The following is an 18140-nucleotide window of genomic DNA, read 5'->3' on the forward strand; positions in this document are numbered from 1 at the left end:
ATGACCGCGGACCTGACCGGCGTCGACCTGTCGGAGATCCCGTTCTGGGGGTTGCCGCCGCGCCGTCGGGAGGAGGCGTTCCGGCGGCTGCGGGAGTTGGAGCGGCCGGTGTTCGTCCGGGAGAACAAGATCCCGTTCATCGGGCACGGGCCCGGCTACTACGCGCTGGTGCGGCACGCGGACGTCACCGAGGCCAGCCGCGCGGCGGGGGTGTTCAGCAGCGAGCCCACGGCCAACAGCATCCCGGACATGCCGAGGTGGCTGGCCGTCTACTTCGGCTCGATGATCAATATGGACGATCCGGCGCACGCGCGGCTGCGGCGCATCGTCTCCCGGGCCTTCACTCCGAAGATCCTGCGGAAGATGGAGGTGGACCTCGCCCGGGCGGCCCGTGAGATCGTCGACCGGGCCGTCGCCGAGGGGCCGGGCGACTTCGTGCTGCAGATCGCCGCGCGCCTGCCCGTGCAGGTGATCTGCGACATGATGGGCATTCCCGCGAAATATCACGAAATGGTGTTCCGGAACACGAACATCATCCTGGGCAACGCCGACGCCGAGTACAGCGGCATCCGTCCCGACATCAGCCGGTGGAACGTCGCCCGGGGCCTGGCCAAGCTGCTGCGCGCCGGGCACGAGCTCAGCGCGCTGGCCCGCCGGCTCGGACGCGAGCGCCGGGGCGTGCCCGTCGAGGACCTCACCGGCATGCTGGTCAACGGCGAGGAGCACCTGACCTCCCAGGAACTCGGGTCGTTCTTCATCCTGCTGGTCGTGGCCGGCAGCGAGACCACGCGCAACGCCATCTCCCACGGCCTGAAGCTGTTCACCGACAATCCCGGCCAGCGCGAGCTGCTGCTGGGCGACTTCGACGCCCGCGTCGCGGGCGCGGTCGATGAGGTCGTGCGGCACGCCACCCCGGTGATCCAGTTCCGCCGCACGCTGACCCGCGACCACGAGATGAACGGGCAGCACTACACCAAGGGCGACAAGGTGCTGCTGTTCTACAACTCGGCCAACCGGGATGAGACGGTGTTCGACGACCCCGACGTCTTCGACATCACCCGCGACCCCAACCCGCACGTCGGCTTCGGCGGCCCGGGCCCGCACTACTGCCTGGGCGCCCACCTGGCCCGGCGGGAGATCACGGTGATGTTCCGCGAGCTGTTCACCCGCCTGCCCGGCATCCGGGCCACCGGCGAGCCGGACTACCTGCTGTCCAACTTCATCAACGGCATCAAGCACATGTCCTACCGGACCCGCTGAGCGCCCGCGGCCGCTGGAAGATCGCGCGCGGTTTGACGTAAGTGAGCACTTCTCTCAATCATGGAAGCATGAGCGTGGAAACACCCCCCGGCCGCCGACCGATCACCTCCTACGACCAGATCGACCTGTCCGACTGGGACTTCTGGGCACGGCCGATGGCCGAGCGCGAGCACGCCTTCGAGCTGCTGCGCGGCCGTGAGACCCCGGTCTTCTTCGCCGAGCCGGAGCTGTCGTTCGCGCCCCAGGGCGAGGGGTACCACGCGATCGTCCGGCACGCCGACGTCCTGGCGATCAGCCGCAACCCGGAGGTGTTCAGCTCGGGCGAGGGCGGCGCCACCAACATCGCCGACATGCCCGCCGAGTTCGCCGAGTACTTCGGCTCGATGATCAACATGGACGACCCGCGGCACGCCCGGCTGCGGCGCATCGTCTCGCGGGCCTTCACGCCGAAGATGATCCAGAAGTTCGAGGAGGACGTGCAGGCCGCGGCCGCCCGCATCGTGGACGAGCTGCTGGAGAAGGGGCCCGGCTGCGACTTCGTCACCGAGGTGGCCGCCCGCCTGCCCCTGAAGATCATCTGCGACATGATGGGCATCCCCGAGAAGGACTACGGGTACGTCTTCGACCGGTCGAACGTCATCCTCGGCGCCTCCGACCCCGAGTACGTGCCCTCCGGCGACCAGGACGAGATCGTCAGCGCCCTGCTCACCGCGGGGATGGAGCTCCAGCAGCTCGTGCAGGACCTCGCCGCCTTCCGCGCCGAGAACCCCACGGGCGATCTCACCTCCTCGCTGGTCAACGCCAACGTCGACGGCGAGCGGCTCACCATGCAGGAGCTCGGGTCGTTCTTCATCCTGCTCGTCGTGGCCGGCAACGAGACCACCAGGAACGCCATCTCGCAGGGCCTGCTGCTGCTCACGCGCAACCCCGCCGAGAAGGCGCGCTGGCTGACCGATGTCGAGGGCCACGCGCCCAAGGCGGTGGAGGAGATCGTCCGGCTGGCCTCGCCGGTGAACTACATGCGGCGCAAGGTGACCCGTGACATCGAGCTGAACGGCACGACTTACCACAAGGGCGAGAAGACGGTGCTGTACTACTGGTCGGCCAACCGGGACGCCGCCGTGTTCGCCGACCCCTACCGGTTCGACATCACCCGCGACCCGAACCCGCACGTCGGCTTCGGCGGCCCCGGCCCGCACTTCTGCCTGGGCGCCCACCTGGCCCGCCGCGAGATCACCCTGATGTTCCGCGAGCTGCTCCACCGCGTGCCGCGCATCGAGGCGGGCCGCCCCCAGCGGCTGTTCTCCAGCTTCATCAACGGCGTCAAGCACCTGCCCTGCGACTTCTGACCGCCCGGCCGCGCCGCACGCGGCCGCTCCTAGGGAAGGCGGCCGTCCGGAGAGCCCGCCAAAGACGCCGCGAAGGCGTGAGAACACCGCACCATTCCTCAGGACGGGGCAAAGCCAACTATCTATGATTTTTTCGTGATCCTTGGGCTCCTGCTGCTTCTGGGCATTTCAACGGCGCTCGCCTGCGGCTCCATCGTGCTCGCGGCGCAGTCGGCTCCACCCGGCCGGCACACCCGCGTAGACCGGAGCTACCTGCTCTGGGGAGCGGCCCTGTCGGCGGCCGGTGGCACGGTGATGGCCCTGGGGGCGTGGTCCACGCACGAGGACACGATCTATGACGACTTCGGGTTGGCCATGTTCGCCGCGGCGGTCATCATGGGCGGTGCATTGTTCGTCCTCGGTCTGGGACCGTTCATCTCGTGGCTGCTCGGCATCCTCGGGCGCTGGTCGGCGCGGCTGCCCGCGCCGATTCGGCCGGCGGCCCACGACCTGGCCGGTCATCGCGCCAGAACCGGTCCGGCGGTCGCCGTGATCATCATCGCGACGGCCTTCGCGACTACATTCATGATCGCCGCGGCCGCCGAGAACGCCCAGGGCCGGGCGTGGTACGAGCCGAGTGGCCGGCCGGGCGCCCTCCTGGTGCCGCTGCGCTCGGACCAAGATCCGGCGAACGTGCGAACGGCCGTCCAGCAGGAGTTGCCCGGAGTGCCGATCACGCAGGTCGATCGCCCGCTGGAGCGCGGCGACCTCCGTGGTGACAGCGGCACCGTCGAGCCGATCGTCGATGTGGCGCAGGGCCGGACCGGCCATCCCGACACCTTCATCGGTGACCTGGACACCCTCATCGGTGACCAGGCACTGCTCCGCTATCTGACGGGAGACCCCTCGACACCCTACGACGCGAATTCGGCCGTACTCGTCACCGCGCACGAGGTGGCCGTCGACCGGCTGTCGGTCAGGTTCACCTCCTTCGGCACCGACACCTCGAAGGACATGACCATTCCGGCGATCGTCGTCAGAGCCCCCGACCCGCGGGTGGAGAACGTCTTCCTGCCGGCGGAGGCCGTTCGAGCCCTCGGCTATGACCTGGAGCCGGACGAACTGATCATCGACCCCACACACCACCGGGTCTCGCCGGTGGAACAGGAGCGGCTCGACCGTCGGCTGAGCGGCGCCGAGCCCACCCATCTCGAGCGGGGATTCCAGCCATCGAACGCCTGGCGGGTCTTCGCCTTGGCGGGGATCCTCGCCGCCCTCGGGGGCGCGCTCGCCACGACCGCCACCGGCCCCCGGGCGAGACGCGTGCGGCTGCGCATCAGCGCCGGCTCCCGGACGACCCTGAGGCTGCTCATCGCGAGCCACGCGGCGCTCGGCGCGGCCTTCGGCGCGGTGCTGGGCGCCGCCGCCGGGTGCGTCATCGGCCTGCTCCTGGCGTGGCCGATGACGGGCGACTCCGACTGGGAGGCGGAGCCACGGGTGGGCTTCGACACGCCATGGCTCATGATCGCCGCAATGGTGGCCGGGTTGCCCCTCCTCGCCGCGGCCGTCGCCGGCCTCTTCCGACCTGGCACACCCCCATCTGCCGCACCCGCGCGTCCGGGCGACTCACCCGGGGACCCGTCGTCGGTGTGACGCCCGGCTTCGCCGTCAGGAGGCCGGCCTGATCGAGGAGAACACGGTGTTGACGTCGGGCAGCAGTTCCTTCTTGCCGTCCGGCACCGCCATGTAGACGATCACCGGCAGATCGGCCCCCGTGCTCACCGCGGCGACGACCAGCGTCGTCTTGGCGTCGCCCGCCATGACCTGGTAGGCGGCGAGGCGCGCTGGGTGCCCGCCGGCGGCGACCTTCTGCTCGGCGGTCTTGACGATCTTGTTGCCCGCCGGGAAGAACTTGTTGCGCGCGGAGAAGGCCACCGAACTGATCACCGGAGCCAGGTCGTCCGGCTTGGCCGCGTCGTACTTCGAGGCCAGGGCCGCGGGAAGCCGGCCCGTCATGACGTGCGCGAACTGCGGCTTGCCCGCCGGGTCGGTGCCCGCGGCGACGTACTGGCGCGTGGTGTAGCCGTAGGTCTCCTGGACGTGCTGGGAGCGAAGGTCCAGCCGCCACGGCCCGCCGAGGCGCACGACGCTGAGGCCGGCGGCCTTGTCGGTGAGGATGCCCGTGCGGGGCGAGGCCTGGCCGCGATACCTGGGCAGCCGGCCGATCGACTGCGGCTTGGTGGTGCCGGTGCCCCCCTTGCCGGAGGTGGAGGCCTTGGCGGTGCTCTTGGGGGAGGGATCGCCGGAGGCGGTGGAGCCGTTCCCGCCCGAGCCGCTCAGCGGGCCCACCAGGAACGCCCACAGCAGGGCCGCCACCAGGGCGACCAGGACCGAGGCGACCAGCGCCGGCAGCCATACGCGCCTGCCGTTGCCGGCCTCGTCGTCGCCCTCCTCGCCCATCGCGTCGTAGTTCTCGCCGAAGACGGTGTTCCACAGCTCCTGCTGGCGCTCCGGGGGAGGGGTCTTGGGCCCGCTGATCTGCCCGGCGGTGACGAACGGCTTGTAGGGGTCGGCGGGGTCGTCCGGGGCGGCGTGACGACGTCCCGGCGGGGCCTCGGGCGCGGCCGGGCCGGGCACCCGCATGGTGGTCTCGGTGCCGGCCGGGACGTACGCGCCCGTCGGCGCCTGGAGCGGGCCGGTCGCGGGCGGGGCCTGGCGGCCGGGCGCCTGCTGGGGACCGGACGGCGAGGGGGCGTACCCCTGCGGGCCGGTGGGCGAAGGCGTGTACCGCTGGTCGCCGGCGGGGGCGTAGGCCTGCGGACCGGCGGCCGCCTGCCGCTGAGGCCCGGAAGCGGAGCCGGGGTGCGGGGTGTGCGGCTGCTGCGGGCCGGTCGAGGGGCCGTGCGGCAGGGGCCCGGTCGGCTGCGGGGTGTACTGCGGCCCGGTCGGATGCGGGGTGTACTGCGGCCCGGAGGGCTGGGAGGTGTACTGCGGCCCGGTCGGCTGGGAAGTGTACTGCTGCGGCGCGCCGGGCTGCGGGGTGTACTGCTGCGGCCCCGTGGGCTGAGAGGTGTACTGCGGTCCGGTGGACTGGGGGTTGTACTGCTGGGGCCCGGTGGGCTGGGGGGAGAACGGCGGGTCGGCGAGCGGCGGCGGAGGCGGGAAGGCCGTCTGCGTGGCGGTGTCGCGAGGGGCGGGGGCGCCGTACTGATGCCCCTCTCCGGGCGAGAGGGGGTCGGCGGCGCGGCCGCCGTAGGGCGCCGGGTCGAACACCGAGGGCGATGGGGGAGGGGGAGGAGGCGGCATCTCCGGCCACGCTGGGGGTCGCGTGGACCGGCTGGACTGCTCAGGAGCCATTGCTGGCGAACCTCCCGACATCATGCCCGGATTGGGGGTGCTCGGCATGATCTCATGCGGAGCGGGGGTCTCCGCAGGAGAATCCGAGAAAGCTCCCCTGAACTGCAGGCCTGTCGGGTCGGTCGGAGGGTCCTGCATCGGCAGGCTCTCTTCCGCGACATTGGGGCCACGTGCCGGTTCATACGAGTTCGCCACGCGAAAAGGGTAAACTAAAGGGACATATGAGGTCACAACGGATCTATCACCTTTGGTCCGCCGCCTGCCCGTTTTCCCGGGGTTATCAGGGGTGCCGCCGGAAGGCCATGAAGAGCGATTGCCCGCTGCGCTACCCTTGAGCTATGCGTGGCAGGACCCTGCTTCTTAGCGGGCCGCGCCGACCGAGCTGAGACACCGGTCGACGCGGCTGCCCCTCGTGCCCACGAGGGGTTTCTTTTTGGTCCAGCCATCCGCGCTGAGTCGATCCGAGGGACATGGCCGTGAGTGACGAGCAGTACGATCCGCAGGCGCTGCAGGAGAAGTGGCAGGCCCGGTGGGAGGAACTGGACGCCTTCCGCGCGAACGAGGACGCCGATGACGCGCGTCCGCGCAAGTACCTGCTCGACATGTTCCCCTACCCCTCCGGCGACCTCCACATGGGGCACGGCGAGGTCTTCGCCATCGCCGACGTCGTCGCGCGCTACTGGCTCCAGCGCGGCGACAACGTGCTGCACCCCATCGGATGGGACTCCTTCGGCCTGCCGGCCGAGAACGCCGCGATCAAGCGCAACGCCCACCCCGCCGAGTGGACCTACGCCAACATCGAGACCCAGGCCACCTCGTTCAAGAGGTACGGCATCTCCTTCGACTGGTCCCGGCGCCTGCACACCAGCGACCCCGAGTACTACCGCTGGAACCAGTGGCTGTTCAACCGCTTCTTCGAGCGCGGCCTGGCCTACCGCAAGGGCGGCCTGGTCAACTGGTGCCCCCAGGACCAGACGGTGCTGGCGAACGAGCAGGTCGTCGCCGGGCGCTGTGAGCGGTGCGGGGCCGACGTCGTGCGCCGCGAGCTGACCCAGTGGTACTTCAAGATCACCGAGTACGCCGACCGGCTGCTGCAGGACATGGACCAGCTGGGCGGCTGGCCCGAGCGCATCCTGACCATGCAGCGCAACTGGATCGGCCGCTCCGAGGGCGCCGACGTCCGGTTCGCCATCGAGGGCCGCGACGAGCCGGTCACCGTCTACACCACCCGTCCCGACACCCTGTACGGCGCGACGTTCTTCGTGGTCGCCGCCGACGCGCCGCTGGCCGAGGAACTGTGCGACCCCGAGCGGCTGCCGGAGCTCACGGCCTACCGCTCCCAGGTCGCCAAGCTGACCGACATCGAGCGCCTGGCCACCGACAAGGAGAAGACCGGCGTCTTCCTGGGCCGCTACGCCGTCAACCCGGTCAACGGCGAGCGCCTGCCGGTGTGGGCCGCCGACTACGTGCTGTCCGGCTATGGCCACGGCGCGATCATGGCGGTGCCCGCCCACGACCAGCGCGACCTGGACTTCGCGCTGAAGTTCGACCTGCCCGTGCGGGTCGTCGTGCACACCGGACTGGCCGACCCCGGCGAGACCGGCGTGGCCACGCCCGGCGAGGGCACGCTGGTCAACTCCGGGCCGCTGGACGGCCTGTCCAAGACCGAGGCCATCGCCCGCATCATCGAGGTGCTGGACGAGCGCGACGCCGGGCGCGCGGCGGTGAACTACCGCCTGCGCGACTGGCTGCTGTCGCGCCAGCGCTTCTGGGGCACGCCGATCCCGATCATCCACTGCCCCGACTGCGGCGAGGTGCCCGTCCCGGACGAGCAGCTGCCGGTCACGCTGCCCGACCTGCGCGGCGAGGCGCTGGCCCCCAAGGGGGTCTCGCCGCTGGCGAGCGCCACCGAGTGGGTCAACGTCGAGTGCCCCAAGTGCGGCGGCCCCGCCCAGCGCGACACCGACACGATGGACACCTTCGTCGACTCCTCCTGGTACTACCTGCGCTACTGCTCGCCGCACTACGAGGACGGGCCGTTCGACGTCGAGCAGGTGCGCCGCTGGGGGCCGATCGACCAGTACGTCGGCGGCTCCGAGCACGCCGTGCTGCACCTGCTGTACTCCCGGTTCTTCACCAAGGTCCTGCACGACATGGGCATGGTCGACTTCACCGAGCCGTTCGTGCGCCTGCTGAACCAGGGCGAGGTCATCAACCAGGGCAAGGGCATGTCCAAGTCCCTGGGCAACGGCGTCGACCTGGGCGAGCAGATCGACAACTTCGGCGTGGACGCGGTCCGTCTGACGATGCTGTTCGCCGGTCCCCCGGAGGACGACATCGACTGGGCGGCCGTCTCGCCGGGCGCCTCGCAGAAGTTCCTGGCCCGGGCGTTCCGCGTCATGGCCGAGGCCGGCGCGGCCTCCGCGCCGGGCGTGGACCCCGCCGCCGGCGACCTGGAGCTGCGCAAGGTCACCCACCGCGCCATCGACGAGGTCACCCGGCTGATCGAGTCCTACCACTTCAACGTGGCCATCGCCCGCATGATGGAACTGACCACCGCCGCGCGCCGGGCCATCGACGCGGGCCCCGGCGCGGCCGACCCCGCCGTGCGGGAGGCCGCCGAGGCGCTGGCCGTCATGCTGTCGCTGGTCACGCCGTACGTGGCCGAGGAGGGCTGGGAGCGGCTGGGCCACGGCCCGACGATCGTCCGCGGCGGCTGGCCGGTCGCAGACCCCGCCCTGCTGGTGCGCGAGTCGGTCACTTGCGTCGTGCAGGTCGCGGGCAAGGTCAGAGACCGCCTGGAGGTCGCGCCGACGATCTCCGAGGCCGATCTGCAGGAGCTCGCGCTCGCCTCGGAGAAGGTGCGGGCCTACCTCGACGGCGCGCCGCGCAAGGTGATCGTGCGGGCGCCCAAGCTCGTCAACATCGTTCCCTGACCCGCCGGGCGTGCACCGGCCGGGCCGGCATGCGAAACGCCTGAGCGCTCACCGGAAGAGGTGAGCGCTCAGGCGTGGACGGGGAATCGCGAGAGGCGGGGGCGGCGGTCAGAGCTTGCGCAGGACCGCGACGACCTTGCCCAAGACGGTCGCCTCGTCACCGGGGATGGGGTCGTAGTTGGCGTTGTGCGGCACCAGCCAGACGTGGCCGTCCTTGCGCTTGAAGGTCTTCACCGTGGCCTCGCCGTCGATCATGGCGGCGACGATGTCGCCGTTGTCGGCCACCGGCTGCTGGCGCACGACCACCCAGTCGCCGTCGGCGATGGCGACGTCGATCATCGAGTCTCCGGCGACCTGGAGCAGGAACAGCGTGCCCTCGCCGACGAGCTGCTTGGGCAGGGCGAAGACGTCCTCGACCCGCTCTTCGGCAAGGATGGGGCCACCGGCGGCGATGCGGCCGACCAGGGGGACGAACGCGGCCGTCGGGCGGGTCACGAGCTGTTCGTCCTCGCCGGGCGCGACGGGGTCGACCCACAGCGCCGGCTCGCCGGGCAGGCGGACCTCCAGTGCGCGGGGACGGTGCGGGTCACGGCGGAGATAGCCCTTGCGCTGCAGTGCGGTCAACTGGTGGGACACACTGGAGGTGCTGGTGAGCTGGACGGCCTCGCCGATCTCGCGCATGGACGGCGGATACCCGCGCTGCTGGACCGAGTCACGGATCACCTCGAGGATCTTGCGTTGCCGCGGGGTGAGACCAAGGGAGTCACGCCTGCGCACCGCCAGATCGCTGACGACCGTGCCGATCTCTTGCTGCTCGCTCACAATGTCCTCCTCGCCGGACGCCCCAAGGACGCCCTCTGACGCCAAACCGCCCGGCCGGCTCCCCATCCGTATTGCTCGTGTCGCACACAGCGACAATAACCCTGTTCAAGATCGTCATCAAACAGTTGTTCGAGAGTCGCCCATTCGGTGAACCGTCCGGTGAACGACATCGTACGGGAGTTCGATCGATATCGTGTTCGACTCACGCGATCTTATGCCGGAGGGGCGCCGAAGTCGATCAACCGTGGCGGCGGTGCCAGGGTGACGGCTGATGCCCTGGTTGCGGACGAGGGGGCGTGCCCCGCGACACGCCGGTTCCACCGCCGTTCGCCCTGATGGCGGGCCCGATCGCGGCGCACCGGCGGTTCCGACTTGCGTTCATGGTGCGTCACTCCTACGGTTGGACCACAACATCTAGTAGTTACACCGATGTGGTTCACCATAGGTTGTGTTTCCGTCGGCGCGCTGAAGGCAGGCCGCAGTGCGTGCGCGAGCTTATTCGCATGCGCGCGCGAAGGCCTCTCGCGCGTCCCGCGAATGCGCAAACATAGGGCGGCTTTTACCGGGACGCACGTCCCGGGCTCCCGCGATTTCGGGGGCGGTGCTCCTGTGACCGGTGGGAGCCGAGAAAAGGAGGCGACATGCATTGTCCATTCTGTCGTCATCCGGACACCAGGGTCATCGACAGCCGTTCCACCGAGGACGGCGCGGCGATCCGCCGGCGGCGCACCTGCCCTGAGTGCGGGCGCCGGTTCACCACGCAGGAGACGGTGTTGCTGATGGTGGGCAAACGCAGCGGCGTGACCGAGCCCTTCTCGCGGGACAAGGTGATCGCCGGCGTCCGCCGGGCCTGCCAGGGGCGGCCCGTCAGCGAGGACTCGCTGGCGCAGCTCGGCCAGCGCGTCGAAGAGAGCATCCGGGCCACCGGCTCCGCCGAGATCCCCGCCCACCAGGTCGGGCTGGCGATCCTCGGGCCGCTGCGCGAACTGGACGAGGTGGCCTACCTGCGTTTCGCCTCGGTCTACCGGGGCTTCGAGACGCTCGCCGACTTCGAAGAGGAGATCCAGCAGCTCAGGTCGGCGCGAGCCGCCAGAGAAGGCTGATCGCCCACCGCGGGCCCGGCGGGGCCCGACGACCAGATGTTGCCCCGGCGCCGGGGGATGCCAGCGGCGTGACGATGTGTTTCCAAGACGAGGGCTCCTCGGAGCCCCGGAAGGGGGAGAGCATGACGGAGACGGTGAGCGGCTCAGTGGGGCGCGGGGGCAAGCGGCCCCACAAGGGCCTGAAGATCAAGCGCGTCTACACCACTCCCGGCGTGCATCCGTACGACCAGGTGCGCTGGGAGCGCCGCGACGTCGTCATGACCAACTGGCGGGACGGCTCGATCAACTTCGAGCAGCGGGGCGTCGAGTTCCCCGACTCCTGGTCGGTCAACGCGGCCAACATCGTCACCACCAAGTACTTCCGCGGCGCCGTCGGCACCCCGCAGCGCGAGACGAGCCTGCGGCAGCTCGTCGACCGCGTCGTCGGGGTCTACACCCGCACCGGCCGCGAGAACGGCTACTTCGCCTCCGACGAGGACGCCGAGATCTTCGACCACGAGCTCAAGCACGCCCTGATCCACCAGGTGTTCAGCTTCAACTCCCCCGTCTGGTTCAACGTCGGCACCGCCTCTCCGCAGCAGGTGTCGGCTTGTTTCATCCTGTCGGTCGACGACCAGATGGAGTCGATCCTGGAGTGGTACAAGGAGGAGGGGGTGATCTTCAAGGGCGGGTCCGGCTCGGGGGTCAACCTCTCCCGCATCCGCTCCAGCAAGGAGCTGCTGTCCAGCGGCGGCACGGCCAGCGGCCCGGTGTCGTTCATGCGCGGCGCCGACGCCTCGGCGGGCACCATCAAGTCCGGCGGCGCGACCCGCCGGGCGGCCAAGATGGTCGTGCTGGACGTCGACCACCCCGACATCGAGGAGTTCATCGAGACCAAGGCGCGCGAGGAGGACAAGATCCGCGCGCTGCGCGACGCCGGCTTCGACATGGACCTCGGCGGCAAGGACATCGTCTCGGTCCAGTACCAGAACGCCAACAACTCCGTCCGGGTCTCCGACGAGTTCATGCGCTCCGTCGAGGCGGGCGGCCGGTTCGGGCTGCGGGCCCGGCTGAGCGGCGAGGTCATCGAGGAGATCGACGCCAAGGGGCTGTTCCGCAAGATGGCCCAGGCCGCCTGGGAGTGCGCCGACCCGGGCGTGCAGTACGACGACACCATCAACGACTGGCACACCTGTCCCGAGACCGGCCGCATCACCGCCTCCAACCCCTGCTCGGAGTACGTCCACCTGGACAACTCCTCGTGCAACCTGGCCAGCATCAACCTGCTGAAGTTCCTGCGCGAGGACGACACCTTCGACGTCGACCGGTTCGTCAAGCTGACCGAGCTGATCATCACGGCGATGGACATCTCGATCACCTTCGCCGACTTCCCGACCGAGAAGATCGCCGAGACCACGCGGGCCTACCGCCAGCTCGGCATCGGCTACGCCAACCTCGGCGCGCTGCTGATGGCCACCGGCCACGCCTACGACTCCGAGGGCGGCCGGGCGGTCGCCAGCGCCATCACCAGCCTGATGACCGGCGCGTCCTACCGCCGCAGCGCCGAACTGGCCGCGATCGTCGGCCCCTACGACGGCTACCAGCGCAACGCCGAGCCGCACAAGCGGGTCATGCGCAAGCACGCCGCCGCGAGCGACGCGCTTCGCGCCATGGACGCCCTCGACCGGCCGATCCTCGCCGAGGCGACCAAGCAGTGGCAGGAGTGCCTGCGCCTGGGCGAGAAGAACGGCTACCGCAACGCCCAGGCGTCGCTGCTCGCCCCGACCGGCACCATCGGCCTGATGATGGACTGCGACACCACCGGCATCGAGCCGGACCTGGCGCTGGTGAAGTTCAAGAAGCTCGTCGGCGGCGGCTCGATGCAGATCGTCAACCAGACCATCCCGCGCGCGCTCAAGCAGCTCGGCTACCAGCCCGAGCAGGCCGAGGCCATCGTCGAGTACATCGCCGAGCACGGCCACGTCATGGACGCCCCCGGGCTCAAGCCCGAGCACTACGAGGTGTTCGACTGCGCCATGGGCGAGCGGGCCATCGCCCCCATGGGGCACGTCCGCATGATGGCGGCCACTCAGCCGTTCCTCTCGGGCGCGATCTCCAAGACCGTCAACCTGCCCGAGTCGGCCACGGTCGAGGACATCGAGCAGGTCTACCTGGAGGGCTGGAGGCTCGGCCTGAAGGCCCTGGCGGTCTACCGGGACAACTGCAAGGTCGGCCAGCCGCTGTCGATCGCCAAGAAGGCCGACGAGAAGGTCACCGAGAAGGCCGCCGAGCCGGTCGTGCAGATCATCGAGGTGCCCAAGCCCAAGCGCCGCCGCCTGCCCAACCAGCGGCCGAGCAGCACCACCCGCTTCACGGTCGGCGGCGCCAAGGGCTACATGACCGCCTCGTCCTACCCCGACGACGGCCTCGGCGAGGTCTTCCTGAAGATGTCCAAGCAGGGCTCGACCCTCGCGGGCGTCATGGACGCCTTCTCGGTGGCGATCTCGGTGGGCCTGCAGTACGGGGTCCCGCTGGACACCTATGTCAGCAAGTTCATCAACATGCGCTTCGAGCCGGCGGGCATGACCGACGACCCGGACGTGCGCATGGCCGCCTCGGTGGTCGACTACATCTTCCGCCGCCTGGCGCTGGACCACCTGCCCTACGAGGAGCGGGCGGCCCTCGGGGTGTTCTCGGCGGCCGAGCGCGCGGCGCAGCAGCGCGGCGAGGACCCGGCCGCGGTCCAGGAGGTCATCATCGACACCGCCGCGCTCGCGCAGTCGGCGCCGATCGAGGACAGGCCGGAGGCCGCCGGGCCGGTGGCCGAGGCGGCGCAGGCGCCCGCGGCTCCGGCGAGCCGGGCCAACGGCACGGCGGCGCTCGAAAGCCACCAGGGCCGCACGGCGGACGCGCCGCTGTGCCTCACCTGCGGCACCAACATGCGCCCGGCCGGAAGCTGCTACGTCTGCGAGGGCTGCGGCAGCACCAGCGGCTGCAGCTGACCGGGTCGTGACGCCGGTGGGCGGCCGTAGAGCCGCCCACCGGCGTGCACCAGGGAACCCCGGCCCGTACCGGCTCCCCTCGCGGGTGTCCGGCGGGCATAAGCCGCCCCTGGTGGGTAGTCGGAAACCATGTCTCCAACGGTCGCGGTCATCGCTCATCGGAAGAAGACGCTCGGTGCGGGCCTGGACCGGCTCCGCGTGCTCATCACCGAGCAGGACGTCGGCGAGTTGCTCTGGTACGAGGTGCCCAAGAGCAAGAAGGCGCCCAAGAAGGTGCGCAAGGCCCTGAAGGAAGGGGCCGATCTGGTGTTCGTGTGGGGCGGCGACGGCATGGTGCAGCGCTGCGCCGACGTGATGGCCGGGTCGGAGGTGCCGATGGCGATCCTGCCCGCCGGGACGGGCAACCTGTTCGCCACCGAGATGGGCATCCCGATCGACCTTCCGGAGGCCGTGCGCATCGGCTTCCACGGCGAGCACCGGAAGCTGGACCTCGGCGTGCTCAACGGGGAGCACTTCGCGGTCATGGCGGGCGCCGGGTTCGAGGCCAAGATCATGGCCGACTCCGACCGGGACGCCAAGGGCCGGCTCGGCCGCCTGGCCTACATCAGCGCCGCCGTGCGGCACGTCGGCGGGCCGCTGGTGCCGATGACCATCAAGATCGACGGCACGACGTGGTTCGAGGGCGACGCGAGCTGCCTGCTGCTCGGCAACGTCGGCACGATCACCGGCGGCATCGAGGCGTTCGACGACGCCCGTCCCGACGACGGATGGCTGGAGGTGGGCGTCTCCACCGCCAAGGGGCCGATCCAGTGGGCGCGGGTGCTCGGCCAGATGACCGCCGGCCGCTCCGACGAGTCGCCCTTCGTCCGCATCACCCGGGCCAGGAAGGTCAGCGCCACCTTCGGCGCCCCGCTGATGTACGAGCTGGACGGCGGCGACCGTGAGGAGGTCACCGAGCTGAAGGCCTCCATCGCGCCGGACGCGCTCACGGTCCGCGTTCCCGCCGTCCGTGAACCGGTCGGCGCCGGCGCCGGAGGCGACCAGGACGCCGTCCAGGCGTGACCGACGGCGGGAGGGCCGGTCCCGTCGCGGGCCGGCCCTCTCTGTGCGCTCAGGCGGCGGGGATGTCGCGGCGGCGCAGGGCGGCGAGGCCGGCCCCGGCCAGCACCGCTGCCACGACGGCGAGCCACAGCAGCGGCGTCACGTTCATCGGGCCGCCGGGAAGCCGCGGCAGGTGGGTGAACGGCGAGACCTCCAGCAGTCGTTCGTCCACCCGCAGGGCCGGGCCGACCAGCCCGATCAGCAGGCAGATCGCCAGCGCTCCCCAGCTGACCGCCGCGAGGCGGGGCAGCAGGCCGAACAGCAGCACCGCGACCGCGCCGAGGACCCACACCGCCGGGAGCTGCACCATGGCGGCCCCGAGCACCCGGGGCAGCTCGCGGCCGACGTCGCCGGTGTTGAGCCCGTGGGTCAGCCCCATGGCCAGCCCGGCGGCGGCCAGCGCCACGGCCGGGCCGAGCAGCGAGAAGGCCAGATGGCCGGCGGCCCACCGCACCCGGCCCACGGCGGTGCCCAGCACGGGCTCGGCCCGCCCGGAGGACTCCTCCTCGCGCGCCCTGAGCGTGGCCTGGATGGCGTACCCGGCGGCGAGCAGCCCGAACAGTGCCACCAGGCCGGAGAAGTAGCTGTCGACCAGCCCGCGGACCCCGCCGATGCGGATCATGATGTCGCTCATCGCGGGGGCGTCCCGCACCAGGTCGCCGATGCCCGCGGCCAGGTAGCCGAGCACGACGCCGAGCGCGAGGAAGCCCGCGGTCCAGCCGGCCAGCAGGGAGCGGTGCAGGCGCCAGGCCAGGCCGAGCGGCGAGCACAGGCCCGCCCCCGCCGAGGCGGGGCCGAGGCGCTGGGGCAGCAGGCCGGCGCCGATGTCGCGCCGCGCCGACAGCGCGACGGCCACGGCGGCCAGCAGCGCGGCGACGCCGGCGGCCAGGGCCAGAGGCCACCAGGTCTCGCCTGCGTACGGGCGCACGCGGTGCGCCCAGCCGATCGGCGACAGCCAGGAGGCCCACGTGAGCGTGCCGTCGCTGGACAGGCCGCTCAGGTCGCCGGTGACACGCAGGACGAAGGTGGCGCCGAGCAGGCCGATGGCGATGCCCCGCGCGCCGCCGGCGCCGCCGGTCAGCTGCGCGGCCACGGCGGCGACCGCGGCGTAGACCCACCCGCAGGCGGCGAAGCCGAGTCCGAGCGCCCACGACCCGGTGGCGGGCAGGCCCTGGCCGACCAGGCCGCCCGCGAGGATCGCGCCGAGGACCAGGTCGGCGGCCATGGTGACGGCCAGTGCGGCGGCCAGTCCCGCGTGCCGGCCCATCACGGTCGAGCCGAGCAGCTCGCGGCGGCCGGCCTCCTCCTCGGTGCGGGTGTGCCGGATGACGGTCAGGATGCTGAACAGCCCGATCACGATGGGAATGAAGCCCGCCCGCCAGGCGACGAGCTCGCCGAGGCTAGAACCGTGCAGCGGGCCGTACAGGGCGACGAACCCGCCGTTGTGCCCGCTGGCCGCCGCGTACGCCCGCCGCCCGGCCTCCGTCGGGAACAGGCCGTCGATGGCGGCCACGTAGGAGACCGGCACCAGGCCGACGAACAGCACCCACAGCGGGGTGAGCACCCGGTCGCGGCGCAGGATGAGGCGGATCAGCCCGCCCACGCCCGTCAGCTCTCTCATCGCGACACCTTCTCCTCGGCCGCCGCCGCGCCGGACCTGTCGTAGTGCCGCAGGAACAGCTCCTCCAGCGTCGGAGGGCGACTGACCAGGCTCCGCACCCCGGCGGCGGCCAGCTCGCGCAGGACCGGCTCGAGGGCGGCGGCCTCGACGTCGAAGCGCACCCGGCCCTCGCCGGCGCGCAGGTCGTGCACGCCGGGCAGGGCGGCCAGCCCGTCGGCCGGGGCGGTCAGCTCGGCGTCGATGGTGGTGCGGGTGAGGTGGCGCAGGTCGTCCAGCGTGCCGGTCTCGACGGCGCGGCCGTCGCGGATGATGGTGAGCCGGTCGCACAGCGCCTCGACCTCGGCCAGGATGTGGCTGGACAGCAGCACGGTGCGGTCGCCCCGGCGCTTCTCCTCGCGGATGGCGTCCCGGAACACCTCCTCCATCAGCGGGTCGAGCCCGGAGGTCGGCTCGTCGAGCAGCAGCAGCTCCACGTCGGAGGCCAGCGCGGCGACCAGGGCGACCTTCTGCCGGTTGCCCTTGGAGTAGGCGCGCCCCTTCTTGCGGGGGTCGAGGTCGAAGCGCTCCAGCAGCTCGGCCCGGCGCTGCTTGTTCAGCCCGCCGCGCATGCGGCCGAGCAGGTCGATGACCTCGCCGCCGGACAGCTGGGGCCACAGCGTGACGTCCCCCGGCACGTAGGCCAGCCTGCGGTGCAGCTCGGTCGCCTCGGCCCACGGGTCGCCGCCGAGCAGCCGCGCGGTGCCCGCGTCCGCGCGCATCATGCCGAGCAGGACGCGGATCGTGGTGCTCTTCCCCGCGCCGTTCGGCCCGAGGAAGCCGTGCACCTCACCGGTGCGGACGGTGAGGTCGAGGCCGTCCAGCGCCCGCGTCGGCCCGAAGGTCTTGACGAGCCCGGACGCCGAGATGGCGTCAGTCATCGTGGTGCTCCTCATCTCGGCCGGGCGCGCCTTCGCGCTCGGCTGGGGTGGCCCGGAGGGGAGTGCGGTCGAGGGCGTCGTTGTAGACGGCGGCCTCCTCCGGGCTGATCAGGGGGTGCGAATAGATGTCGACCATGGCCAGGGAGAGCAGCCGGTCGCCTTCCGGGCTGAACATGTCCACGCCCATCCCCCGGGAGACGTGCTCGTAGAGGACGGGGATCGCCAGCGCCATCGCGGTGCCGAGCGTGGCCCGGACCTTGCGGTCGACCTTGGGAGGGTCGGGCCGTCTGGCGTCGATCTCGGCGAGCCATTCCTCCGACAGGCGGACCATCTCGTCGAACAGCCCCGCGGCGGCCCCCTCGGACAGGGCGCGGGCCATGTAGCGCTGGTAGGGCTTCAGCGCGGCGCGGGAGGCGGCCACGCTGCCCATCTGGCCGCGGGAGACGTCGTCCTTGGCCAGGTCGTTGAGCCGGCGGACCATCTTGACCAGGTGATCGTCACACGCCTCACGCAGCCCCTGTTTGGAGCCGTAGTGGTGGCGCACCAGCCCCGGGGACACGCCCGCCTCGGCGGCGATCCCCCGGATCGTCGCCCGTTCGAGCCCGTGCTCCCCGAACTGGCGCAGCGCCGCCTCTCGGATGCGGGCCCGTGCGGTCAGATCCTCATGGTCCGGCCCGGTCGCCGTCACGCCTTCTCCTATCTCTCAGTGCAGTT

At 71.2% G+C, this 18140-nt stretch carries 12 protein-coding genes; 7 read left to right on the forward strand and 5 right to left on the reverse strand.

What is annotated here, in order from left to right; genetic code table 11:
• The 3 genes from ABZT47_RS30840 to ABZT47_RS30850 all read left to right on the forward strand — a co-directional run bounded on the left by ABZT47_RS30840 (nucleotide 1) and on the right by ABZT47_RS30850 (nucleotide 4241).
• Nucleotides 1-1260: a cytochrome P450 gene (locus tag ABZT47_RS30840; RefSeq protein WP_354849809.1), complete on the forward strand. Its 1260-nt coding sequence runs from the start codon at nucleotides 1-3 to the stop codon at nucleotides 1258-1260.
• Nucleotides 1261-1328: 68 nt separating this feature from the next.
• Nucleotides 1329-2609, forward strand: a complete 1281-nt coding sequence (locus tag ABZT47_RS30845; RefSeq protein WP_354849812.1) for a cytochrome P450 — start codon at nucleotides 1329-1331, stop codon at nucleotides 2607-2609.
• A gap of 135 nt (nucleotides 2610-2744) precedes the next feature.
• Nucleotides 2745-4241, forward strand: a complete 1497-nt coding sequence (locus ABZT47_RS30850) for a hypothetical protein (protein WP_354849814.1) — start codon at nucleotides 2745-2747, stop codon at nucleotides 4239-4241.
• 15 nt (nucleotides 4242-4256) lie between these two features.
• Here ABZT47_RS30850 and ABZT47_RS30855 read toward each other — a convergent pair whose 3' ends face one another.
• The gene (locus tag ABZT47_RS30855) at nucleotides 4257-5894 is read right to left on the reverse strand and encodes a hypothetical protein (RefSeq protein WP_354849817.1); all 1638 of its coding nucleotides are present in this window, start codon (nucleotides 5892-5894) and stop codon (nucleotides 4257-4259) included.
• A 521-nt stretch (nucleotides 5895-6415) separates the two neighbouring features.
• Between ABZT47_RS30855 and leuS the strand changes: the two genes are divergently transcribed.
• A complete protein-coding gene (gene leuS, locus ABZT47_RS30860; protein ID WP_354849820.1) occupies nucleotides 6416-8881 on the forward strand; it encodes a leucine--tRNA ligase in 2466 nt (821 codons plus the stop codon).
• Nucleotides 8882-8989: 108 nt separating this feature from the next.
• Here the strand turns inward: leuS and lexA are convergent, their stop codons facing one another.
• The gene (gene lexA / locus ABZT47_RS30865; RefSeq protein ID WP_354850023.1) at nucleotides 8990-9706 is read right to left on the reverse strand and encodes a transcriptional repressor LexA; all 717 of its coding nucleotides are present in this window, start codon (nucleotides 9704-9706) and stop codon (nucleotides 8990-8992) included.
• Between the two features lie 638 nt (nucleotides 9707-10344).
• Between lexA and nrdR the strand changes: the two genes are divergently transcribed.
• The 3 genes from nrdR (at nucleotide 10345) to ABZT47_RS30880 (ending at nucleotide 14849) form a co-directional block, all read left to right on the forward strand.
• Nucleotides 10345-10806, forward strand: a complete 462-nt coding sequence (nrdR, locus tag ABZT47_RS30870) for a transcriptional regulator NrdR (RefSeq protein ID WP_354849823.1) — start codon at nucleotides 10345-10347, stop codon at nucleotides 10804-10806.
• A gap of 122 nt (nucleotides 10807-10928) precedes the next feature.
• Complete coding sequence (locus tag ABZT47_RS30875; protein WP_354849825.1) at nucleotides 10929-13787, forward strand: vitamin B12-dependent ribonucleotide reductase; 2859 nt, start codon at nucleotides 10929-10931, stop codon at nucleotides 13785-13787.
• A 129-nt stretch (nucleotides 13788-13916) separates the two neighbouring features.
• Nucleotides 13917-14849 carry a diacylglycerol kinase family protein gene (locus ABZT47_RS30880; RefSeq protein ID WP_354849828.1) on the forward strand — a complete coding sequence of 311 codons (933 nt, stop codon included), beginning with the start codon at nucleotides 13917-13919 and terminating at the stop codon, nucleotides 14847-14849.
• Between the two features lie 49 nt (nucleotides 14850-14898).
• Here ABZT47_RS30880 and ABZT47_RS30885 read toward each other — a convergent pair whose 3' ends face one another.
• From ABZT47_RS30885 to ABZT47_RS30895, 3 genes are read right to left on the reverse strand one after another with little or no spacing between them, the layout of a single operon-like run.
• Nucleotides 14899-16509, reverse strand: coding sequence for an ABC transporter permease (locus ABZT47_RS30885; protein ID WP_354849831.1), 1611 nt, complete (start codon nucleotides 16507-16509; stop codon nucleotides 14899-14901).
• Nucleotides 16506-17426: an ABC transporter ATP-binding protein gene (locus ABZT47_RS30890; RefSeq protein WP_354849834.1), complete on the reverse strand. Its 921-nt coding sequence runs from the start codon at nucleotides 17424-17426 to the stop codon at nucleotides 16506-16508. Before ABZT47_RS30890 ends, ABZT47_RS30885 begins: the two co-directional genes overlap by 4 nt.
• Nucleotides 17419-18114: a helix-turn-helix domain-containing protein gene (locus tag ABZT47_RS30895; RefSeq protein ID WP_354849837.1), complete on the reverse strand. Its 696-nt coding sequence runs from the start codon at nucleotides 18112-18114 to the stop codon at nucleotides 17419-17421. Before ABZT47_RS30895 ends, ABZT47_RS30890 begins: the two co-directional genes overlap by 8 nt.
• Nucleotides 18115-18140 lie beyond the last annotated feature (26 nt).

It is taken from the genome of Sphaerisporangium sp. NPDC005289 (assembly GCF_040607455.1).
Classification (GTDB): domain Bacteria; phylum Actinomycetota; class Actinomycetes; order Streptosporangiales; family Streptosporangiaceae; genus Sphaerisporangium; species Sphaerisporangium rhizosphaerae.